Source organism: Tessaracoccus flavescens, from assembly GCF_001998865.1.
GTDB lineage: Bacteria > Actinomycetota > Actinomycetes > Propionibacteriales > Propionibacteriaceae > Arachnia > Arachnia flavescens.
Genome location: NZ_CP019607.1, coordinates 2,493,988 through 2,515,826 on the forward strand (window position 1 = coordinate 2,493,988; position 21,839 = coordinate 2,515,826).

Sequence of the window (21,839 nt, forward strand, 5' to 3'; positions counted from 1 at the left end):
GTTCTCCAAGAGTTATTGGGCTCTTCACAATGCAGGGTGTAGGTGGGGTTTGAATCCTCCGGTTTCGAGGAGGCTTCTGGCTATGGTATGTCGACCTCGGGGTTATGTTGACCGACGTCGTGGGGTGCCTGTTCCAGTGCGGGTTGGGGCCTGATCCGGTCAACATAACGATGAATGCTCGGGTCGGGGTTCGCTTGATCTGACCGGGCGATCGTTGGGATCGCCTGGCTTCGGGTCAGGAGGACCAAGATGGTGATTCATCGTGATCAGTGCCGCGCTGACGCGCGGGACGTGCTGGACGAGTTCGAAGCGTGGCTGCTGCGGGAACGGTCCACGCAAGAGGGCACCGCTGCTGCCTACGCCGACACGTTCCGGCTCCTGCTGACCTACGCCCAGCAGGCCACCGGGATCGCCCCGTCGGCGTTGACCCTGGCCGATCTGGACGCGGACCTGATCGGCGGATTCCTCCAGCATCTGGAAACCGAGCGCGGCAACTCCGCCGCGACCCGCAACGCCCGCCGGGCCGCGCTGCGGTCGTTCTTCAGCTACGCCAGCTACCGGGCACCCGACGCGATCGCAACGATCAGCCAAGTCCTCGCGATCCCCGCGAAACGCACCAAGACCACCCTCGTGTCGTTCCTGACCGCTGCCGAAGCCGAAGCCCTCATCGCAGCCCCGGACACCGGCACCTGGCTCGGGCGCCGAGACCGGCTCCTGCTGCACCTGGGCATCCAAACCGGACTCCGCGTCAGCGAGCTGACCAGCCTGCACATCGACAGCATCCAGATCGGCCCGCACAGCCAGCTCGAATGCATCGGCAAGGGCCGCAAGCAACGCGTGATCCCACTCCAGAAGAACACCGTCCAACTCCTCAACGCCTGGTTCGGCGAGCTTCCACCCGTACCGGACGGGCCACTGTTCCCGACCCACGCCGGGACGCCACTGACCAGGGCTGCGGTCGGCAAGCTCATCGCCCGTCATACCGCTGCCGCGGTCGGACGGTGTTCTTCCTTGGCCGAGAAGAACGTCACGCCCCACACGCTGCGGCACACTTGCGCAATGAGCCTGCTGCACGCCGGGATCGACACCGCGAGCATCGCGCTCTGGCTCGGGCACTCGAACATCCAGACCACGCAGATCTACCTCCACGCCGACCTCGAACTCAAACGACGAACCCTGGAACGCGTCCCCGCCGTCGATGAGCGGCCACCGGCCCGCTACCAAGCCTCGGACGCTCTCATCGCGTTCCTCAAGAACCGCTGAACCCCGCACGGTTATGTTGATCGGCTCAGGCCCCAACCCGCACTGGAACAGGCACCCCACGACGTCGGTCAACATAACCCCGAGGTCGACATACCATAGCTTATGCGGAATTCCGCATAAGCGACGTAGTGGGTCAGGTTCCTAAATCCCAAGGCGATCCCGCGGAGGTGTTCGAGGCGTCCGTTGATCGCTTCGGTTGGGCCGTTGCTGGTGCCTGGGCGGTCGAAGAAGGCGAGCACGTCGGCCGCCCGTCGGTGGAGGGTCCGGCCCAGGCTGACGAGCTCGACGAGGTCTCTCGGGACGCCGGTGCTGACCGAGTCGATCACGCCTTGAAGGAGGAACCGTCCAAGTTGCTTGTCGGGATTCCGGTAAGCCACGACGAGTCGTTGGTAGATACTCCATGTCGCGTAGACCTCGGTGTGCTGTTCGTCGGCGAACAGTGCCTCCAGTCGGGCGACTTGCTTGTCGGTGAGTAGATCGACGCCGGTGAGCAGGGTGCGGCGGGCGCGGTAGAGCGGGTCACCGGCGCGGCCCCGATGCCCGCAGGTGTCTTGCTGGACGCGCTGGCGGCAGCGGGTGAGCGCTTCGCCGGCGAGCCGGACGACGTGGAACGGGTCCATCACCGTGGTGGCGTTGCCGAGTTCCTCGACCGCCGCGGTCTTGTAGCCGGTGAATCCGTCCATCGCGACGACCTCGATCCCCTTGCGCCAGGCTCGGGGGCGGGCGGCGAGCCACGTCTTGAACACCTGTTTCGAGCGTCCCTCGACCATGTCCAACAAGCGCGCCGGACCGGTGCCGTCCCTGGTGGGGGTGAGGTCGATGATCACGGTGACGTATTTCTCACCACGGCGGGTATGGCGCCAGCAATGCTCGTCGACCCCGATCACCTTGACCCCGTCGAACCGGGCCAGGTCGCTGATGAGGACGCGCTGTCCTTCTGCCAGCACGGCGTCGTTGGCGGTGTTCCACGCGACGTCGAGACCGGCGGCGATCCTGGACATGCTCAGGTGTTGGACCACAAGTCCTTCCAGTCCCCAACGCAGCGCCGCGCGCGACAGCTTCGAACGCGGCTCGGCTGCGGCACTGGTGTCTTTGACGCCACACCCGCCCGCACTCGATGCACCGATAGCGCCGGAGCCGCACGTGCAGCACGGTAGGGCGCCACCCCAGCGGGACATGCGACAAGAGTCGCACCACCGAGCCCCGGATGAGGCCCTGGCCGCCGCAGTCTCGGCACCAGTCGTCGGCGTCGACCGGGCGGCAGGCCAGGATCGCACGGTCGGGTTCGATGCGCTGGCCGGTGACTTCCAACCCGAGGCCGTCGAGACGGCAGAAACTAGTCAGATCAGGGCACGTGAAGGTAGCGTCGGACACGTCGAGGTCTTCCAGATGGGGAGCGTGAGAACTTCCATCTTCGGAGGGCCTCGACCCCTTCAGCCAGCCGCCACGCCGCAACCCCGAACAGCGCTACCTACACCCTCGATTGTGAAGAGCCAGTTATTGATACCTACATGCTCGGGTAGCTGTCTGTGCTGTATCAAACTCCTGCCCGGATGGCTGCCCAGTCAGTCGGGACTACCTGTTGTCCTCACTGTTCGCTGACCAGCTGGCATCTCCGGTTGGCCAGTCCGGCGTCGTCGTCCATTCGGCGTTCCGGTGGAGTTCCCATCTACCTCCACGCCGTTGAACGTCAAGGCGACCCGATGGTGGGCAGGTCTCTACCAGTTCGATGAGGAAACCAATGAGTGCGTCGGTGGCCTCGTCGACTGTGGGGTGGCCATCCTTGCGCAACTGCCTGTGCACGAGATTGAGGTCGCGCTGGGAGATGGTGACGGGGACGCTTACCTGTCCTTGCTGCACGATAAGCCCAGTCGAGGTCTCTGTGGTGGGGACGCCTAAAAGGTTGAGCTGCTGAGCGAGCTGGTTCAGGGTTAGGACAGGGCTGCTCATGTGTTCTCCCTAGGTTGGCTCAGGGGCTGGGGGCCAGTCAGCCCTACGTTGGCGTTCGTGCACTGGTCACTGCTTGGGAAGATGGTGATGACCTTGCCTGTTGTATATACGTAGATGACTTTGTACACCTTCTCCGAGACAACCTTTCCGTTGACGGCGCTCACTGAAATTCCCCAGTTCTGCTCATCGAAATTCCTCACCCTGGGTCGCTCCGCCGCATGAGGCGGGCCCTCCCCGAGACTGGTGGTCTCTGACCACACACCACCTCGAGGAAGGCCCTTGTTCTTATGCTCTCAGAAAGGAGCAGCGTGTATATCCACGCTCTGAAACGGCAGGGGATGACGATCAGCGAGATCGCCCGCCGCACCAACCATGACCGCAAGACGATCCGCGCGTACTTGAACGGGGACCGGGTCCCGGGGCGGCGGCAACGCGCCGTGCCGGACTCGTTCGAGGCGTTCGTCGACTACGTGAGCGCGCGCCTATCGGAGGACCCGCATTTGTGGGCGGCGACGTTGCTCGACGAGCTGCGCCCGCTGGGCTACGCGGGGTCGTATCCGACGTTGACCCGACAGATCCGTGACCGCGGGCTGCGGCCGGCCTGCGCCGCCTGCGCGCACGTCACGAAGCGTCCGAACGCGGTCATCGAGCATCCGCCGGGTGAGGAGACCCAGTTCGACTGGCTCGAGCTGCCCGATGCGCCCACGCACTGGGGGTTCCCGACGAAGAAGGCGTTCCTGCTGGTCGGCTCGCTGGCCCACTCGGGGGTTTGGCGGGCGGTGCTCGCCCCGTCGATGGATCTGCCGCACCTGTTGGCCGCGATGAGCACCTTGCTGCGTCTGCTGGGTGGGCTCACTCGCGTGTGGCGCTTCGATCGGATGCGCACCGTGCTGGACCCGGTCACGGGGGATCTGACGGCGATGTTCGCCGGGTTCGCGAAGCACCACGGCGTCCAGGTGGTCGCCTGCCGGCCCCGCTCCGGCAACCGCAAGGGCGTGGTCGAGAAGAATAACCACACCGCCGCGCAACGCTGGTGGCGGACTCTGCCCGACGAACTCACCCTCGAGCAGGCCCAGGCCGGTGTCGAGGCGTTCGCCCGCCGACAAGACCAGCGACGCCGGGAAGACGTGTCCGGGTGGAGCACCGCGAAGGCGATGTTCGCCGCCGAACGGCTCCGAGCGTTGCCACCGACGGTGTTCCCGGTGATCCTCACCGAGGAACGCACCGCCACCCGGCAGGCGCTGATCGACTGGCGCGGCAACCGGTATTCCGTCCCACCCGAACTCGCTGCCGGGAAGGTCGTCGTCCATCACCGCCACGGCAGCGACACCATCGACATCGCCACCCTCTCCGGCGCGGTCCTCGCCCGACACCGAGTCGCCGAACCGGGCCTGGGGGTCACGATCCGCGACACCGGACACGTCACCGCCCTCGAAACGATCGCCCTCGCCTCGGCACCGCCGGGACGCTCCCACCGCCGCAAGGAACGCATCCCACCCGGCGCCACCGCCCTGCGCGCCGCCGCCGTGCTCACCGGCGCCGCGGAACCGCTCTCGACCGTGATCAGCCTGGCCGCCTACGAGCAGGCCGCGAAGAACAGGAACACCCTCCCATGACCACCACCACGAACACCGCCGCCAGCGTCTACCAACAGCTGCGCAACCACCTCACCGACCTGAAACTCGCCGACGCCGCCGACGCCCTCCCGAAGGTGCTCGACCAAGCCCAAACCGAGGGCTGGAGCCTCACCCACACCCTCGAGCACCTACTGCGCATCGAGGTCACCGCCACCGAAGCCCGACGCCTCGCCGGCCGGTTCCGTTTCGCGAACCTCCCCACCGGCGCCACCCTCGACGACTTCGACCTCGACCACGCCTCCGGCATCGACCGAAACCTGCTCACCGAACTCGGCACCTGCCGCTACCTCGACACCGCCACCAACATCCTCCTCATCGGCTCACCCGGCGTCGGGAAGACCCACATCGCCACCGGCCTCGGGCACGCCGCCGTCACCGCCGGCTACCGCGTCTACTTCACCTCCGCCGCCGACCTCGCCGCCCGCTGCCACCGCGCCGCGATCGAAGGCAAGTGGTCCACCATGATGCGTTTCTTCGCCGGTCCGACCCTGCTCATCATCGACGAGCTTGGCTACCTCCCGCTGCCCGGCGAGGCCGCCTCAGCCTTGTTCCAGGTCATCAACCAGCGCTACCTGAAGACCTCGATCGTGATCACCACGAACCGGCCGGTCGGAGCCTGGGGCGAGATCCTCGGCGACACCACCGTCGCCGCCGCCATGCTCGACCGGCTCCTCCACCGCTCCGTCGTCATCACCCTCGACGGCCCCTCCTACCGACTCCGCAACCACCACGCCGCAGCCGACGAACTACGCCGCGCCACAACCGGCACCAACCTGCGCTAACCTAACCCCGCGACCTGAGGAACTTCGACGAGCAACTCTGGGGAAAATCGCTGAGCACCGTCACCGTGTTGGTTCAACAGGCGGAGAACTCGGCTCCTGCAAGCCTTGTTTTTCTCCTTGTTGACTCGGAACTCGTCTGGGTCGTATTGGTTCCATGCCAGTGCAAAATGAACCAAGTCTTCCCACGTCCGTCCTGCGGGGGCAGCCAACATAGCGAACTGTGTCTTGTGGTTTGCCTTGACGTGGTTATAGCCATCAGCCCGCGTCTTGACAGAACCGCAGCGAAGCTTGAGGAATCCGTAGTCGAAAACCAGCTTGGCCTCTTCGGAGAAGGCGCCGCAAGCACCCCACACGGGCCGGATTCCCAGTTTGTTGGGGGGCGCGGCCGCGGCAGGCTGTGTGGCTGCTGGCATGAGTATGACGAGGGCGAGAAGGAAGGAAAGAAGGGGGCCTATGCGACGGACAGATGCGTTCATGGCGGAGACTTTTGCACGCATTGTTTGGGTGGGAGCGCTAAGGGTCGGGGGAGAGACCCATGCCGGTGAGGTTGTGGTCGAACATCAACGCGGATGAGCCGTCCCAGGAGATGGCGAGGTTGGACGACCAGAAGTCGTTGTAGGTGAGCGTGTGCGGCAGCTCGGACAGTTCCTGACGCCATGCCGGAAGCCGGCCCGCGGCCCAGGCGGCCGCGTCGGCGAGGTCCGGCCACCTGGCTGCGACGCGGGAGAGGCCTTCGTCGTCGATCAGATCGAACTCGCTGTATTCGATGGCCTCGGAGCCGAGCGCATCGCCCGCTCCGTGCAGGTGGTCGTGCCAGCGGGCGATCAGCCGCGCCACGTCCGGATCGGCGAGGTCGTCCGCGGAGGCCTGCCGGTAGCCGGCGCTGGTGAGGTCCTCCAGGATGATCCAGTCGGGGCCGCTGCCGAGCACAGGAAGGGTCGGGACACCGAGCCGCTCGAGGAGGGCGTAGGTCGACACCTCCCGTGCTGACGGGTCGGTGAACCGCTTGACCACGACCGGCAGGTCGTCGACCTGCCCGCGCACAACCAGCACGCCGTCGTCGTCAGAGATGACATCGCCCCAGGCGACGTCACCGAGGTCGGCCTCCCCGTTCACCTCAGTCGCGGGGCCCGCACTTCACGCCGGTCGCGTGGTTCGGGCAGTAGCCGTTCGGGTTCTTGTGCAGGTACTGCTGGTGCTCGCGCTCCGCATAGTAGAACCTCTGGTCGGGCGTGATCTCGGTGGCGATCTGGCCGTAGCCCGACTCCTCGAGCCGCCGCTGGAAGGCCTCAAGGCTCTTCTCCGCGGCGACCCGCTGCGCCTCGTCGACCGGGAAGATCGCGGAGCGGTACTGGGTGCCGAGATCGTTGCCCTGGCGGTTCAGCTGCGTCGGGTCGTGGTTCTCCCAGAAGAGCTGCAGCAGGTCGTCGTAGCTGACCTGCGACGGGTCGAAGACCACCTGCACCGTCTCGGTGTGGCCGGTCTGGCCTGTGCACGACTCCTCATAGGTCGGGTTGGGGGTGAAGCCCCCCATGAAGCCGACCGCGGTGTTCAGCACGCCGGGGGTCTCCCAGAACATGCGCTCCTCGCCCCAGTAGCAGCCGAGCGCGAAGTAGGCGACCTCTGCGCCGGCCGGAACCTCGTCGAGCGGCAGGCCGAGCACCTCGTGCGTCGGCATCGGGTCGAGGATCGGGGTCTCGCGGCCCGGGAGGGCGTCGTCAGGGGAGACCAGTTGGGGCGTGGAGAGACGGTTGTTCAGCCAGGAGAGCACGTCGATGTCCATGCCCCCAAACTACCCGCGGCGACAAACCCGCGGTGCGGGCAGGGGGAAGCGGTGCGCGTCAGGGCTGCGCGGCCATGATGGCCTGCACGATGCCGCTGATGATCATGTACCCGCCGATCGCGAAGCCGATGATCCACAGGGACTTGCGGGCCTTGGTGATCTGCGGCTGCTGCGGCTGCTCAGCGGGCGTCTGGTCGGCGTCGTCGCTCACGGGGGCGGGCGGCGTCGGCTGGGCATCTTCGCCCTTGCGCTGGTACGGCATGTGCCTAGTCTGCCATCGACGCGGGAAGCGCCCAATCGACGGGGTCGGCTCCTTGTTCCTGCAGCAGCCGGTTCGCCGTGCTGAACGGACGTGAGCCGAAGAATCCGTTGCGCGCCGAGAGTGGGGACGGGTGGGCGCTCGCGATGATCGGAACCTCGCCGAGCAGCGGGCGTGCCGTCTGCGCGTCGCGCCCCCAGAGGATCGCCACCAGGGGCCCGCCGCGCCGGGCGAGGGCCTCGACGGCGCAGGCCGTGACCTCCTCCCAGCCCTTTCCGCGGTGCGACGCGGGCGCGCCGGGGCGAACGGTGAGCACCCGGTTCAGCAGCAGCACGCCCTGCCCGAACCAGTGGCTCAGGTCGCCGTGCTCCGCGGGCGCGATGCCGAGGTCGGCCTCGAGTTCCTTGTAGATGTTGCGCAACGACCCGGGAAGTGGGCGCACGTCGGGGGCGACCGAGAAGGAGAGCCCGACCGGGTGCCCGGGGGTCGGATACGGATCCTGTCCGATCACCAGCACCCGCACGTCGGCGAGCGGGAGCGTGAAGGCGCGCAGCACCGCGTCCCCGGCGGGCAGGTAGGGGTGACCTGCCGCCATCTCCTCACGCAGGAAGGAGCCGAGCGCGGTCACCTTCGAGGCGACGGGCGAGAGGGCCTCTGCCCAGTCGGGTGCGACCAGTTCGTGGAGCGGCTTCGGCATGCCTCAGCGTTGCACACGGGTCACCCCGTCCGCTCGGGTGGCTGCGTGACCCAGCGTCACCAAAGAAAAATGGAAAACTCCTTTTAGGAAGTGAAAACCTCGGTTACCATTTCCTCATGAGCAACGTAGACCTTGGTCCAATCCTGGACGATCTGGCAGCCGGGCGTATCGACGCCAAGGAGGCCAGCCGCCGCATCGAGGCAGCCAAGCGCGCAGGCGCCGCAGCGGACGATGCCTATGAGGTCCCCGACGAGGAGACCCCCGCAGACACCACGCGCAAGGGCGGCCCGAAGGCGGGCGGCCTCGCCCGTGTCTCCATCACCGCAGTCGGGCGCCGTGTCCGCGTCGAGGGCGACCCGAGCGTCTCGACGCTGACCATCGAGGGTCCCCACGTGCTCCGCCGCGTCGGCACCGTCATGGAGGTCAACTCGACCGGGGAGATCGGCCCCAACTTCGGCGGCTTCTCCCTGATCCGCCCTCCCCGCAGCCTCGACGATCTGCGCGACATCGGGCTCGGAAAGGAGTTGGTCGTCAGGGTCAACCCGAAGCTGATCGTCGATGCCGAGGTCACCACCGGTGGCTTGCGCACCATCGGAGTCCCTCGCCTCGGCCGGATCCGGGTCACGGCGGGCGGGTCGAACCTCGAGGACGTCCAGGAGGTCGAGGATCTCCTGAGCCAGGCAGGCGGAATCAGCGTCGAGGGCCCGATCAGCCTCGGTCGCTCGCGGCTGAAGGTCGAGTCCGGCAGCCTCTCGATCAACCTAACCAAGGGGGCAAACGTCACGATCCGTGGCGAGGCGAAGCTCGGCCGGATCAGCTGGCCGGACGGTGGAGACAAGGTTGACGAGTACGTCGTCGGTAACGGATCCGCCCGCCTTGACGTGGCGGTCGTGATGGGCATGGCGACGATCAAGTCGGAGGACTGAGCATGAGCGGAAAGCACCTGTACCACGCACCGGCCGACTGCCCGGTCTGCGGCGACACCCTGATCACCACCCGCAAGGGCTGCCTGCGCTGCGGCACCGAGATCGCTGGCGAGTTCGCGAGCTGCGAGTTCTGCAACCTCGGCCAGGCCGACCTCGATCTGCTCAAGGTGTTCCTCGGGTCGCGGGGCAACCTGCGCGAGGTGGAGAAGCACCTCCAGGTCTCCTACCCGACGGCGCGGGTCCGGCTCGACGCGGTGCTCGCGAAGCTTGATCTCGAGCCGAGCGGTGAGACCGCGGCGCGGGCCTCCGACGAGGGGGCCGAGGAGGCGCCGTCGGAGTACGGCGAGGAGGTTCCCGGCGAGGGCTCGCCGGAGGACCAGATCCTCGCCCGGGTCGCCCGCGGAGAGATCACGCCGGAGGTTGCCGCCCAGCTGCTCGGCTGAGCCTGAGCGAACCGGCAAAGAAAGATGGCCGCCACCTGCGAACAGGTGGCGGCCATCGTGCGTACGGGGGATGTGGCTCAGAGGTTTTCGACCTTGATGATCACGACCATCAGTTCCTTGCCGTTCGGTGCGGTGTAGCGCACCTCCTCGCCGACCTTCGCGCCGAGCACTGCGGACCCGAGCGGCGACTGGGGCGAGTAGACGGAATGCTCGACCGAGTCGTCGGTGGCGAGCACCTCACGCGAACCGAGCAGGAAGGTGTCGGTGTCGTCCTCATCGCCGTCATAGGCGACCGTGACGAGCTTTCCGGGGCCGACCTCGTCGTGCGCGCCCTCGGCCTCGCCCACCTGGGCTCGGCGGAGCAGGTCCTCCAACTGGCGGATCCGGCCCTCCATCTGGCCCTGTTCCTCGCGGGCGGCGTGGTAGCCGCCGTTCTCGGACAGGTCGCCCTCTTCGCGGGCAGCGGCAATGCGGGCGCTCACTTCGGGGCGCCCGACGGTCTTGAGCTCATCGAGTTCAGCTACGAGGTTGTCGTAGGCCTCCTGCGTGAGCCAAACAACGTCGGCAGAAGTATCAGACATCTGGCAAGCCTATCAGTCGAGCACCCGGCAGGCCGGTTCCTCCATGCTGATCGTGGTGGCTTCCTTGATGGTCTTCAGGTCGACGTGGACGACCGTCAGCACCTCGGTGCCCGGATCGACGGTGAAGGTGTGCTCAGCGACCCTCTCGTACGATTTGGCCTGCGCGTAGAGGCTGCACTCGACGGGGGTCGCGGGGTCCTTGCGCTGCACCACGACCTCGGCGACCGCCTCCTGGGGGCTGACCACCTCGAAGCCGCGCACCATCGCGGCGACGGGCGGGTTGGCCCGGTCGAGGCCGTCGATCAGCACCATGGCGATGGCGCCGACCACGGCGACAAGGGCCCCGATCCCCAGCACATAGTCCAGTGCGGAGCGCTTCGGGTAGCGGGCCTTGATGCGGGCTTCGTCGTCGGTCACGCGTCCATTGTGCCCTGAGACGCCATTGCGCTGACGCTCGGGTGCTGCGGCACAATACTGCGCATGCCAGGAATGCCAGCCACCAGCCTGCGGTTGCTGCACGTCCACGCCCATCCCGACGACGAGTCGAGCAAGGGCGCGGCGACGACCGCGAAGTACGTCGACGAGGGCGTCGAGGTCATGGTGGCGACCTGTACCGGCGGCGAGCGTGGATCGGTGCTCAACCCGAAGCTCGCCGACGATCCGCAGGTGCTGGCGAACATCTCGCAGATCAGGGCAGACGAGATGGCCCGCGCCCGCGAAGTGCTCGGCATCACGCAGACGTGGCTCGGCTTCGTGGACTCGGGCCTTCCCGAGGGAGATCCGCTGCCTCCGCTTCCCGAAGGATGCTTCGGCCTGCAGGATCCGAAGGTCGCGGCGGGTGCCCTGGTGCGCGTGATCCGCGCCTTCCGGCCGCACGTGATCACGACCTACGACGAGCAGGGCGGCTATCCGCACCCGGACCACGTGATGTGCCATCGGATCACGATGGAGGCGTTCAAGGCCGCCGCGGACCCCGACCTGTGGCCGGAGCACGGGCCAGCGTGGCAGGCGGCCAAGCTGTACTACCACATGAGCTTCCACAGCCAGCGCCAGGAACAGCTCGAACTGGCCATGCACGAGCAGGGCCTCGACTGCCAGTTCCCGCATCGCGACACCGACCCCTACTCCTATGGCAGGCTCACCACGTTCATCGAGTGCGCGAAGTACTTTCCGGTGCGCGACGAGGCGCTGCGCGCGCACGCCACCCAGATCGACCCGGACGGGCCGTGGTTCGCCGTGCCGCTCGCGATCCAGCAGGCGGGTTGGCCGACGGAGGACTACCAGTTGGTCGTCTCGAAGGTGCCGACCATGATCCCCGAGGACGACCTGTTCTCAGGCCTGCGGCCGGAGCCGGTGGTGCCGGAGTTCATGATCTGAGGCTCAGTAGGCCATCTGCTGGGGCCTGGCGTCGCGGCTGCGGTTGTGCAGCAGCCAGGCAGCGATCACGCCACCGACGGCACCGCCCAGGTGCGCGAGCCAGCTGACCCCCGGGGTGCCGGGAAGCACGCCGAGCAGCACGCTGCCGTAGAGCACGAACACGACGAGGCTGATCAGGATCTGGCCGATCTTGCGCGAGAAGATGCCGCGCACGAGCAGGTAGGTCAGGTAGCCGAAGATGACGCCTGAGACGCCTGCGGTGATGGTGCCGATCGGAGAGAGCAGCCAGGCGGCGAGGCCGGAGAAGATGGCGGAGATCACCGTCGTGACGAGCCACTTCACCGGGCCGGACAGATAGGTGATCACGCCGAGCACGAGGAACGGGATCGAGTTGGAGATCAGGTGCGGCCACCCGAAGTGCAGCAGCGGGGCCCACAGGATGTTGGGCAGGTCGCTGAGCTGACGCGGCTCGATGCCGAAGTTGTCCAGCGCGTTGGCGGTCACCGTGTCGAGGCCCTCCAACGCCCACATCAGGGCGAGCAGGCCGCCGACGACCAACAGCGCCTGCGCGAGGCGCGACTGCTTCTGCGGGGTCTCACTCATACACTCCAGCGTACCTCACGCTGAGGGCGACTCGGTGGATCGTCACCAGCCGACGCCCACTAGGCTTGAGCGCATGGTCAACCGCCTCAGCGAATCCTCCAGCGACTACCTGCGTCAGCACGCCCATCAGGGCGTCGACTGGTGGGAATGGTCACCCGAGGCGCTCGCCGCGGCCACCCGCCGCGAGGTACCCGTCCTGCTCAGCATCGGCTACGCGTCGTGCCACTGGTGTCACGTGATGAGCCACGAGTCCTTCGACGATCCCGACGTCGCCAGCTTCATCAACTCCCACTTCGTCCCGATCAAGGTCGACCGTCAGCAGCTGCCCGACGTCGACGCCGTCTTCATGACCGCCACCCAGGCCATGAACAACGGCCAGGGTGGCTGGCCCATGACGGCGTTCCTGACGCCCGCTGGGCTCCCGTTCTTCACCGGCACCTATTTTCCCCCGGAGCCCCGGCAGGGGATGCCGTCGTTCAGCCAGGTGCTGCAGGCCATGGCCGACGCGTGGCGCGACAACCGGGACCAGCTCACCGGATCGGCCGACTACATCGCCCAGACGCTGTCGGGACAGAGCGACGAGGTCGCCGAGAAGGCTCCCGACCTGCGCGCGGCCGTCGACGAGATCGAGAAGGGCTTCGACCTGATCCACGGCGGCTTCGGGGGCGTCCCGAAGTTCCCCGCACCGACCCTGCTCGACGCGCTCCTGGTCAAGGGCGACCCCAGGTCGCTGGAGATCGCCCAGCGCAGCCTCGAGTCGATGGCCCGCGGAGGCATCTACGACCAGGTCGGCGGCGGCTTCCACCGCTACTGCGTCGATGCGGGCTGGGTCGTGCCTCACTTCGAGAAGATGCTCTACGACAACGCGCTCCTGCTCGGCACCTACGTGCGCGGCTGGCGGCGCACCGCCGACCACGACGAGGGCCTCCGCGCGCTCCTCGAGCGCACCGCCTACGGCATCGTCGAATGGCTCGAGCGCGAGATGGTCTCTGAGGAGGGCGGCTTCATCTCCGGGCTCGACGCGGACTCGTGCGACATCCGAGGCGCCGTCCACGAGGGCATCTTCTACCTCTGGAACCCCGATCTGCTGGACGACGCCCTCGGCGCCGAGCTGGGCGACTGGGCGGCCGAGACGTTCCACGTCACCCGCGGCGGGACCTTCGAGGACGGCCTGTCGACCCTTCAGCTGCGCGGCCGACCCGACTTCGCCAAGCTGGAGGAGGTCTGCGGCATCCTGCTCGAGGAGCGCTCCAACCGCTTCCGTCCCGCCTCCGACAACCTCGTCGTCGCGGGCTGGAACGGCTGGATGATCCACTCGCTCGTCACCGGGGCGCTGGTGTTCAACGAGCCCGGGTGGCTCGAGCTCGCGCTGCGCGCGGCCCAGCATCTCGTCGACGTCCACGTCGTCGACGGCGTCCTTCGTCGATCGTCGCGCGACGGTGTCGCCGACCCGGCCGAGGGAGGCTCCGAGGACTACGGCGCGGTGATCGAGGCGTTCGTCGCGCTCGCCGGGGCGACCGGAGACGCGGCCTGGCTGCGGCGCGCCGAGGCACTCGCGGACCGGGCGGTCGAGGCCTTCGCCCATCCCGACGGAGGCTTCTACGACGCCGTCGACACGGGACTCTTCCAACGGCCGCGCTCGCTGACCGACAACGTCACCCCGAGCGGCACCTCCGCGCTGATCTCCGGCCTGCGCGCCGTCGGCCTGCTCACCGAGCGCGCTGAGCTGGTCGCCCGGGCGGACGAGGCTGCCCGCACGACCTGGGCCGCGGTCGCCGAGCACCCACGCTTCGCCGGGGCCGCTCTTGCCGACCTGATGATCTCCGACGAGGCCCGCCGTGGGCTGAAGCCCGCGGTCGCCGTCGTGGTGTCGTCCGACCCGTTCTCTGAACTCTCCCGCGCGGCCTGGCGGTTGGCTCCGGCCGGCTCGGTCGTGCTGACCGCGCCCGAAGGCGCAGAAGGCTTAGGCTCACACTTGGAGGAGCGGGTCGACGGCCTCGCCTATGTGTGTCGCGGCACGGTGTGCTTCGACCCGGTCAGCGAGTACGCGGAGTTGAAGACCCCGCTGTGGTCGCGCGTCTAGTGCCCAGCTTCATGGCGCGCTGACGGCGGCCGCGAGCGGGCCGGAGAGCCATCGCTCGACCTCACGCTGCGAGCGCAGCCGCACGACGGTCCAGCCCTTTGCCTCGGCCAGTTCTTCGATGGTGTCGCGGTACTTGTGCCTGGTCTGCAGCGACCAGCGCACGATGTGGTTCGGGTCGGTGAAGAACGTCCAGAGCGGCCCCTCCTGGTTGTCGCTCCACATCCGTTGCCGGGTCAACCTGCGGTGCACGGTGCGGCGCACGACGCGGGGCAGCGTCGTCGTCCAGAACGGCGGGTCGAGCCAGACGAGCAGGTCCATCCGGGCCGCGATGATCGGGCGGGCCGCGCGGTACTGGAACTCCATCACCCAGGAGTCCCGGGCAACCGCTGCGCGGACGTCGTCGAGGAACTCGGGACGCGCCGTCCACTCGGGCCCGTGGTACAGGGAGTCGGTCTCGGTGCGCGGGGCGTCGATGCCCTCGGCGATCCGATCCGAGAGCGTCGTCTTTCCCGAGCCCGACACGCCTACCACCGCGATCCGTCGCGGGCGCAGGGGGAGCGGGTCGTCGGCGGTGAGCACGGCGACAGTCTACGCAGCCGTGCGGCTGCCGGCGGGGGCCGCTTGAACCGCCTCCCACACTTGGTATGCCAAGGGAGGGAGGCGCTGATGCGTCGACTGATCGGTTCCGCGATGCTGCTGACCCTCGCCGCCTGCACCACGCCAGACGACATCCCAACTCCGACCCCCACCCCCTCGGCTCGGAGCCAGGCGCCGACGCAGAGCGCGTCGCCCGCCCCGTCGCCGAGCGTGCAGCCGAGTCCCACGCCGACCCCGACCCCGTCGGCGGCGGCCGCCCCGGCCCCCAAGCCCGAACTGGACGCCGCGCTGTTCAAGGCGGCCTGGGACGACGACGTCGCGGCGGCGACGGAGCTGATCGGGCAGGGGGCGGACGTCAACGCGAAGGATGACACCCAGCAGTCGGCCTACCTCGTCGCCACCAGCGAGGGCTACCTCGACCTGCTGCGCCTCACGCTCGCCAACGGCGCCGTCGTCGACGACAAGGACTCCTGGAACGGCACCGGCCTGATCCGCGCCGCCGAGCGTGGCCACTTCCTCGTGGTCGGCGAACTGCTCCGCGCGGGCATCGACCGTGACCACGTCAACCGGATCGGCTACCAGGCGATCCACGAGGCGATCTGGCTCGGCAAGGACAACCAGGCCTATGCCACGACCCTTCGGGTGCTCGTGGCTGGGGGAGTTGAGCTCGATCGTCCCTTTGGCCAGGAGGGCCTGGCCCCGCTGCGGATGGCGCGTGAGAAGGGCTTCCAGCCGCAGGAGGCGCTGCTCGTCGCCAGCGCCGGGGGCGGCGACATGGTCGATCCCGACACGACCCTGATCGAGGCGGCACAGGACGGCGAGGCCGATCTCGTCGCGCTCGCGCTTCGGGCCGGGGCCGACCTCGAGGCCAAGGACGCGGCGGGCAGGACGGCGCTGCTGCAGCCGTCACCGAGGACCACGTGGCGGTCGCGGACCTGCTCGTGGCCATGGGCGCTTCGCCCGACACCCTCGACGACCAGCACGACACCCCGTGGCTCGTCACCGGCGTCACGGGCTCGGTCGACATGCTCGAGTCGCTGCTCCCGGCCAACCCGGACCTGACGATCCGCAACCGCTTCGGGGGTCTCTCCGTGATCCCGGCGAGCGAGCGTGGCCACGCCGACTACGTGCGCCGCGTCGTCCAGACCGACATCGACGTCAATCACGTCAACGACCTCGGCTGGACCGCACTGCTCGAGGCCGTGATCCTCGGTGACGGCTCCGGGAAGTATGTCGACATCGTCACGACGCTGCTCGGCGCGGGTGCCGACCCGTCGATCGCGGACAAGAACGGCGTCACCGCGCTGGAACACGCCCGCGACAAGGGGTTCGACGAGATTGCAGAGGTCCTCGCAGCGGGGTCTTGACCCTGACACAGTGTCAGGTGGGAGGCTTCTCGCATGGAACGCCACAGCGCCTACTCGAACCCCGGACCCTACGCCTCCCTTGTCGCCGCCGTCGACCCCGAGATCGCCACCATCGCCAGGACAGTGACCAATCTGGTCGGCCACTACCGCGCCGAGACCGAGGGGCTGGATCAGGGCAACGCGGGGGAGATCCACCTGCGCGGCGTGGCCGAGATCCTCGAAGCCGACCAGTCCCGGCACCCGCTTCCACTCTCCGAGCCGCGGCCCCCACTCTCACGGGTGCACGGGTGCTGCCGCGACCATGCTCTGCTCGCGGTGTCGATCCTTCGCTCGCACGGCGTCCCCGCGCGGACCCGGGTCGGGTTCGCCGGCTACTTCATCCCCGGCTGGTGGGCCGACCACGTCGTCGCCGAACTGTGGGACGGAGAGCGGTGGCTGCGCTTCGACCCGGAGTTCGTCGACCCGTCGCCCGACTTCTCGCCTCACGACCTGACGGCACCGGACCAACGCCTGTTCCGGACGGCCGCCGAGGCCTGGCTCGGCTGGCGCTCCGGCGAGCTGGATCTCACGGATCACGGCGTCGCGCCCGACTTGCCGGAGCTCATCGGGCCACCCCTCGTGCGCGACTACGTCGTGTTCGAGGCAGCGCACCTGTGCGGTGACGAGCTCCTGCTCTGGGACCTCTGGGGAGGGCTCCTCCCCGACGGTGAACTCGACGACGCTGTCGTCGACGAACTTGCGCACCTGCTCGTCGAGGGGCGAGACGAGGACCTCGAGCGGCTCTACCGCTCGGACGACCGGCTGCACCCGACGGGCACCGTGTTGCGACTCGACCCGCTCGGCGGCGAACCGGTGGAGGAGTCACTCGCGTCAGCGGTCTGAGGGCCTGCGGAGCTCGCAACTGCAGGGCTGCTCGCGGACTGGGAGGATGAGGCCGAAAGGATCAATCGAGAACGAGATCTCCCGTCAAAGCGTATCTCGCAGGAGTCGTTTGATGGCTCTTCACAATCGAGGGTGTAGGTAGCGCTGTTCGGGGTTGCGGCGTGGCGGCTGGCTGAAGGGGTCGAGGCCCTCCGAAGATGGAAGTTCTCACGCTCCCCATCTGGAAGACCTCGACGTGTCCGACGCTACCTTCACGTGCCCTGATCTGACTAGTTTCTGCCGTCTCGACGGCCTCGGGTTGGAAGTCACCGGCCAGCGCATCGAACCCGACCGTGCGATCCTGGCCTGCCGCCCGGTCGACGCCGACGACTGGTGCCGAGATTGCGGCGGCCAGGGCCTCATCCGGGGCTCGGTGGTGCGACTCTTGTCGCATGTCCCGCTGGGGTGGCGCCCTACCGTGCTGCACGTGCGGCTCCGGCGCTATCGGTGCATCGAGTGCGGGCGGGTGTGGCGTCAAGACACCAGTGCCGCAGCCGAGCCGCGTTCGAAGCTGTCGCGCGCGGCGCTGCGTTGGGGACTGGAAGGACTTGTGGTCCAACACCTGAGCATGTCCAGGATCGCCGCCGGTCTCGACGTCGCGTGGAACACCGCCAACGACGCCGTGCTGGCAGAAGGACAGCGCGTCCTCATCAGCGACCTGGCCCGGTTCGACGGGGTCAAGGTGATCGGGGTCGACGAGCATTGCTGGCGCCATACCCGCCGTGGTGAGAAATACGTCACCGTGATCATCGACCTCACCCCCACCAGGGACGGCACCGGTCCGGCGCGCTTGTTGGACATGGTCGAGGGACGCTCGAAACAGGTGTTCAAGACGTGGCTCGCCGCCCGCCCACGAGCCTGGCGCAAGGGGATCGAGGTCGTCGCGATGGACGGATTCACCGGCTACAAGACCGCGGCGGTCGAGGAACTCGGCAACGCCACCACGGTGATGGACCCGTTCCACGTCGTCCGGCTCGCCGGCGAAGCGCTCACCCGCTGCCGCCAGCGCGTCCAGCAAGACACCTGCGGGCATCGGGGCCGCGCCGGTGACCCGCTCTACCGCGCCCGCCGCACCCTGCTCACCGGCGTCGATCTACTCACCGACAAGCAAGTCGCCCGACTGGAGGCACTGTTCGCCGACGAACAGCACACCGAGGTCTACGCGACATGGAGTATCTACCAACGATTCGTCGTGGCTTACCGGAATCCCGACAAGCAACTTGGACGGTTCCTCCTTCAAGGCGTGATCGACTCGGTCAGCACCGGCGTCCCGAGAGACCTCGTCGAGCTCGTCAGCCTGGGCCGGACCCTCCACCGACGGGCGGCCGACGTGCTCGCCTTCTTCGACCGCCCAGGCACCAGCAACGGCCCAACCGAAGCGATCAACGGACGCCTCGAACACCTCCGCGGGATCGCCTTGGGATTTAGGAACCTGACCCACTACATCGCTTATGCGGAATTCCGCATAAGCGACGGTATGTCGACCTCGGGGTTATGTTGACCGACGTCGTGGGGTGCCTGTTCCAGTGCGGGTTGGGGCCTGATCCGGTCAACATAACGATGAATGCTCGGGTCGGGGTTCGCTTGATCTGACCGGGCGATCGTTGGGATCGCCTGGCTTCGGGTCAGGAGGACCAAGATGGTGATTCATCGTGATCAGTGCCGCGCTGACGCGCGGGACGTGCTGGACGAGTTCGAAGCGTGGCTGCTGCGGGAACGGTCCACGCAAGAGGGCACCGCTGCTGCCTACGCCGACACGTTCCGGCTCCTGCTGACCTACGCCCAGCAGGCCACCGGGATCGCCCCGTCGGCGTTGACCCTGGCCGATCTGGACGCGGACCTGATCGGCGGATTCCTCCAGCATCTGGAAACCGAGCGCGGCAACTCCGCCGCGACCCGCAACGCCCGCCGGGCCGCGCTGCGGTCGTTCTTCAGCTACGCCAGCTACCGGGCACCCGACGCGATCGCAACGATCAGCCAAGTCCTCGCGATCCCCGCGAAACGCACCAAGACCACCCTCGTGTCGTTCCTGACCGCTGCCGAAGCCGAAGCCCTCATCGCAGCCCCGGACACCGGCACCTGGCTCGGGCGCCGAGACCGGCTCCTGCTGCACCTGGGCATCCAAACCGGACTCCGCGTCAGCGAGCTGACCAGCCTGCACATCGACAGCATCCAGATCGGCCCGCACAGCCAGCTCGAATGCATCGGCAAGGGCCGCAAGCAACGCGTGATCCCACTCCAGAAGAACACCGTCCAACTCCTCAACGCCTGGTTCGGCGAGCTTCCACCCGTACCGGACGGGCCACTGTTCCCGACCCACGCCGGGACGCCACTGACCAGGGCTGCGGTCGGCAAGCTCATCGCCCGTCATACCGCTGCCGCGGTCGGACGGTGTTCTTCCTTGGCCGAGAAGAACGTCACGCCCCACACGCTGCGGCACACTTGCGCAATGAGCCTGCTGCACGCCGGGATCGACACCGCGAGCATCGCGCTCTGGCTCGGGCACTCGAACATCCAGACCACGCAGATCTACCTCCACGCCGACCTCGAACTCAAACGACGAACCCTGGAACGCGTCCCCGCCGTCGATGAGCGGCCACCGGCCCGCTACCAAGCCTCGGACGCTCTCATCGCGTTCCTCAAGAACCGCTGAACCCCGCACGGTTATGTTGATCGGCTCAGGCCCCAACCCGCACTGGAACAGGCACCCCACGACGTCGGTCAACATAACCCCGAGGTCGACATACCATAGCCAGAAGCCTCCTCGAAACCGGAGGAGTCAAACCCCACCTACACCCTGCATTGTGAAGAGCCGGCAAAGTGCGATCAGATGAACCCCCGCTACCCGACCTTGGCTGCCTGCATCGCTCGGCTGCGAGAACTGGGGGTGCGGCGACCCATCTACTGCGGCGTCGGGGTGGCGACACCGGCTGACTATCCCATGGTCGAGGAGTCCGGAGGTGACGGTGACTTCGTGGGCAGCACGATCCTCAAGCTCTATGACCAGCCGGTGAAGCTGGCAGAGACCATCGGTCAGTTCAAGGCCTCAGCGAGTCGCTGATCGCCAATTGCCAAGTCACGGCGGCGCGCAGTCGAAGATGGTGATGTGAACCGCAACGAGATCATCTGCTACATCGACGACCAGGCCCGCTCACGCGAGTTCTGGTCGGCGCTGCTCGGGACGGCACCGATCCTGGACGTTCCCGGCATGACCGAATCCGACCTCGGCGGGGTGACGCTGGGGTTGATACCGTTCGCCGACATGGCCGAGTTGGTGCCCGGGCTGTGGCGCGGCTCGGGTCAGCGCTGCGAGATCTACCTTCGTCGTCCCGACGCTGCGGCGTTGCTGGACCGTCTGGTGGCGGCTGGCGGCGCGCTGCTGGCCCCGCTCGTACCACGTGGCTGGGGTGAGGTCGTGGGCTACGGGCTCGACCCTGATGGGCACGTGGTCGCGATCGCCCAGTCACCTCCTGCTGACGCGGAGGTCTGAGAATGCTCCTGCAGAGCCTGACCGAGACCTCCAGCGCGGCGCCGGTCTCGGTCGAGGCGAAACTCGACGGCATCCGCATCCAGGTGCACAGGGACGCGTCCAGCGTGCGGGTGTTCAGTCGCTCGCTCGACGAAATCACCGCGCGGCTGCCTGACGTGGTCGAGATCGTTGCCGCACTCCCGGTGCGCAGCGCGATCCTGGACGGCGAGGCGCTCGCGCTCAACGAGGCCGGCCGACCCCGGCTCTTCCAGGAGACTGCCGCCGGCTCGGCCACCCAGGGTGTGCCCGCCTGGCCGCTGCAGCCGTGGTTCTTCGACGCGCTGCTGCTGGACGACGAGTCGCTGATCGACCGCCCGCTGCACGAGCGCCGGGCCGCCCTCGCCGGGATCGTCCTCTCCGAACAGCTGATCGCGGGCATCGTCACCGCCGACCCCGCCGAGGCCGAGGTCTTCGCCCAAGAGGTGCTCGCGCAGGGCCACGAGGGGGTGGTGGTCAAGGACCTGGCCGCACCTTATGAAGCTGGCCGCCGCGGAGCCGGCTGGGTCAAGGTCAAGCCCGTGCACACCCTCGACCTGGTGGTGCTCGCGGTCGAATGGGGCAGCGGGCGGCGCCGCGGCAAGCTCTCGAACATCCACCTCAGCGCGCACGACCCGGCGTCCGGCGGCTTCGTGATGCTCGGCAAGACCTTCAAGGGCATGACCGACCAGATGCTCGACTGGCAGACCGAACGCTTCCTGGCGCTCGAGACGCACCGGGACACCTACACCGTGCACGTGCGGCCCGAGCAGGTCGTCGAGATCGCCTTCGATGGGCTGCAGCGCTCGCGCCGCTACCCGGGCGGGCTGGCGCTGCGATTCGCCCGGGTCGTCCGCTACCGGGACGACAAGACCGCCGAGCAGGCCGACACCATCGAGCAGGTGCGGGCGCTGGCCGACCGGGCTGCCGGGTAGCGGCGCGCCGGTCGGCACGATCGAGCGGGTGTGGGCCGCGATCGCCCGGAGGCGCGCGGTCCGCTATGACGGGCCCTGGCCCCCAACCGGCGCGCCTGACGGCGACCTTTGCCCGGTACTCGCATCGTGC

Annotated in this window: 24 protein-coding genes and 1 pseudogene; 15 read left to right on the plus strand and 10 right to left on the minus strand. The window is 67.8% G+C overall.

The genetic code is table 11. From position 1 onward, the window contains the following. Window positions 1–249 precede the first annotated feature (249 nt). Window positions 250–1,263 carry a tyrosine-type recombinase/integrase gene (locus BW733_RS11920; RefSeq protein ID WP_077350747.1) on the plus strand — a complete coding sequence of 338 codons (1,014 nt, stop codon included), beginning with the start codon at window positions 250–252 and terminating at the stop codon, window positions 1,261–1,263. Between the two features lie 68 nt (window positions 1,264–1,331). Here BW733_RS11920 and BW733_RS11925 read toward each other — a convergent pair. Next, window positions 1,332–2,637, minus strand: a pseudogene (locus BW733_RS11925) (ISL3 family transposase). Window positions 2,638–3,209: 572 nt separating this feature from the next. After that, window positions 3,210–3,413, minus strand: a complete 204-nt coding sequence (locus BW733_RS17925) for a hypothetical protein (protein WP_152024691.1) — start codon at window positions 3,411–3,413, stop codon at window positions 3,210–3,212. A gap of 108 nt (window positions 3,414–3,521) precedes the next feature. On the opposite strand from BW733_RS17925, the gene istA reads away from it, so the two are divergent. Together istA and istB are read left to right on the plus strand one after the other, a co-directional pair. Further along, window positions 3,522–4,829 (plus strand): IS21 family transposase, encoded by a 1,308-nt coding sequence (istA, locus tag BW733_RS11935; RefSeq protein WP_202970175.1) that lies wholly within the window; start codon window positions 3,522–3,524, stop codon window positions 4,827–4,829. After that, window positions 4,826–5,632, plus strand: a complete 807-nt coding sequence (gene istB / locus BW733_RS11940; RefSeq protein ID WP_077348793.1) for an IS21-like element helper ATPase IstB — start codon at window positions 4,826–4,828, stop codon at window positions 5,630–5,632. Before istA ends, istB begins: the two co-directional genes overlap by 4 nt. 513 nt (window positions 5,633–6,145) lie before the next feature. Here istB and BW733_RS11945 read toward each other — a convergent pair. The 4 genes from BW733_RS11945 to BW733_RS11960 are packed head-to-tail and all read right to left on the minus strand — an operon-like array spanning window position 6,146 to window position 8,371. Further along, window positions 6,146–6,748, minus strand: a complete 603-nt coding sequence (locus BW733_RS11945; protein ID WP_077350751.1) for a hypothetical protein — start codon at window positions 6,746–6,748, stop codon at window positions 6,146–6,148. Window position 6,749: 1 nt separating this feature from the next. Next, window positions 6,750–7,415: a peptide-methionine (S)-S-oxide reductase MsrA gene (gene msrA / locus BW733_RS11950; RefSeq protein WP_152024692.1), complete on the minus strand. Its 666-nt coding sequence runs from the start codon at window positions 7,413–7,415 to the stop codon at window positions 6,750–6,752. A gap of 58 nt (window positions 7,416–7,473) precedes the next feature. Then, the gene (locus BW733_RS11955; RefSeq protein WP_077350753.1) at window positions 7,474–7,677 is read right to left on the minus strand and encodes a hypothetical protein; all 204 of its coding nucleotides are present in this window, start codon (window positions 7,675–7,677) and stop codon (window positions 7,474–7,476) included. Between the two features lie 4 nt (window positions 7,678–7,681). Continuing rightward, entirely contained in the window at window positions 7,682–8,371 is a 690-nt protein-coding gene (locus BW733_RS11960) for a uracil-DNA glycosylase (RefSeq protein ID WP_077350755.1), read from the minus strand. A gap of 116 nt (window positions 8,372–8,487) precedes the next feature. On the opposite strand from BW733_RS11960, the gene BW733_RS11965 reads away from it, so the two are divergent. After that, window positions 8,488–9,297 carry a hypothetical protein gene (locus BW733_RS11965; protein ID WP_077350757.1) on the plus strand — a complete coding sequence of 270 codons (810 nt, stop codon included), beginning with the start codon at window positions 8,488–8,490 and terminating at the stop codon, window positions 9,295–9,297. Between the two features lie 2 nt (window positions 9,298–9,299). Then, the gene (locus BW733_RS11970; RefSeq protein ID WP_077350759.1) at window positions 9,300–9,740 is read left to right on the plus strand and encodes a DUF2089 domain-containing protein; all 441 of its coding nucleotides are present in this window, start codon (window positions 9,300–9,302) and stop codon (window positions 9,738–9,740) included. A 77-nt stretch (window positions 9,741–9,817) separates the two neighbouring features. Here the strand turns inward: BW733_RS11970 and greA are convergent, their stop codons facing one another. Further along, window positions 9,818–10,321 carry a transcription elongation factor GreA gene (gene greA, locus BW733_RS11975; protein WP_077350761.1) on the minus strand — a complete coding sequence of 168 codons (504 nt, stop codon included), beginning with the start codon at window positions 10,319–10,321 and terminating at the stop codon, window positions 9,818–9,820. A 12-nt stretch (window positions 10,322–10,333) separates the two neighbouring features. Then, entirely contained in the window at window positions 10,334–10,738 is a 405-nt protein-coding gene (locus BW733_RS11980) for a DUF4307 domain-containing protein (protein ID WP_161490221.1), read from the minus strand. A 63-nt stretch (window positions 10,739–10,801) separates the two neighbouring features. On the opposite strand from BW733_RS11980, the gene mca reads away from it, so the two are divergent. Then, on the plus strand, window positions 10,802–11,698 hold the full coding sequence (gene mca / locus BW733_RS11985) for a mycothiol conjugate amidase Mca (RefSeq protein WP_077350763.1): 897 nt from the start codon (window positions 10,802–10,804) through the stop codon (window positions 11,696–11,698). A gap of 3 nt (window positions 11,699–11,701) precedes the next feature. Here the strand turns inward: mca and BW733_RS11990 are convergent, their stop codons facing one another. Next, entirely contained in the window at window positions 11,702–12,301 is a 600-nt protein-coding gene (locus tag BW733_RS11990) for a rhomboid family intramembrane serine protease (protein ID WP_077350765.1), read from the minus strand. Between the two features lie 73 nt (window positions 12,302–12,374). On the opposite strand from BW733_RS11990, the gene BW733_RS11995 reads away from it, so the two are divergent. Beyond that, the gene (locus BW733_RS11995) at window positions 12,375–14,384 is read left to right on the plus strand and encodes a thioredoxin domain-containing protein (RefSeq protein ID WP_077350767.1); all 2,010 of its coding nucleotides are present in this window, start codon (window positions 12,375–12,377) and stop codon (window positions 14,382–14,384) included. A gap of 9 nt (window positions 14,385–14,393) precedes the next feature. Here the strand turns inward: BW733_RS11995 and BW733_RS12000 are convergent, their stop codons facing one another. Beyond that, complete coding sequence (locus tag BW733_RS12000) at window positions 14,394–14,963, minus strand: P-loop NTPase family protein (RefSeq protein WP_202970193.1); 570 nt, start codon at window positions 14,961–14,963, stop codon at window positions 14,394–14,396. Window positions 14,964–15,050: 87 nt separating this feature from the next. Between BW733_RS12000 and BW733_RS19485 the strand changes: the two genes are divergently transcribed. The 8 genes from BW733_RS19485 to BW733_RS12035 all read left to right on the plus strand — a co-directional run bounded on the left by BW733_RS19485 (window position 15,051) and on the right by BW733_RS12035 (window position 21,709). Beyond that, entirely contained in the window at window positions 15,051–16,043 is a 993-nt protein-coding gene (locus tag BW733_RS19485; RefSeq protein WP_237268180.1) for an ankyrin repeat domain-containing protein, read from the plus strand. Beyond that, entirely contained in the window at window positions 16,007–16,348 is a 342-nt protein-coding gene (locus BW733_RS19490; protein WP_237268181.1) for an ankyrin repeat domain-containing protein, read from the plus strand. The genes BW733_RS19485 and BW733_RS19490 overlap by 37 nt, the downstream gene beginning before the upstream one ends. 33 nt (window positions 16,349–16,381) lie before the next feature. Further along, window positions 16,382–17,230, plus strand: coding sequence for a transglutaminase-like domain-containing protein (locus BW733_RS12010; RefSeq protein WP_077350769.1), 849 nt, complete (start codon window positions 16,382–16,384; stop codon window positions 17,228–17,230). Window positions 17,231–17,465: 235 nt separating this feature from the next. Further along, on the plus strand, window positions 17,466–18,770 hold the full coding sequence (locus tag BW733_RS12015; protein WP_077350771.1) for an ISL3 family transposase: 1,305 nt from the start codon (window positions 17,466–17,468) through the stop codon (window positions 18,768–18,770). 138 nt (window positions 18,771–18,908) lie between these two features. After that, entirely contained in the window at window positions 18,909–19,922 is a 1,014-nt protein-coding gene (locus BW733_RS12020; RefSeq protein WP_077350747.1) for a tyrosine-type recombinase/integrase, read from the plus strand. Window positions 19,923–20,099: 177 nt separating this feature from the next. After that, window positions 20,100–20,330, plus strand: a complete 231-nt coding sequence (locus BW733_RS12025; RefSeq protein WP_077350773.1) for a hypothetical protein — start codon at window positions 20,100–20,102, stop codon at window positions 20,328–20,330. Window positions 20,331–20,375: 45 nt separating this feature from the next. Next, window positions 20,376–20,759 (plus strand): VOC family protein, encoded by a 384-nt coding sequence (locus BW733_RS12030; RefSeq protein ID WP_202970194.1) that lies wholly within the window; start codon window positions 20,376–20,378, stop codon window positions 20,757–20,759. A 2-nt stretch (window positions 20,760–20,761) separates the two neighbouring features. Continuing rightward, window positions 20,762–21,709: an ATP-dependent DNA ligase gene (locus BW733_RS12035; RefSeq protein ID WP_077350775.1), complete on the plus strand. Its 948-nt coding sequence runs from the start codon at window positions 20,762–20,764 to the stop codon at window positions 21,707–21,709. Window positions 21,710–21,839: the final 130 nt, after the last annotated feature.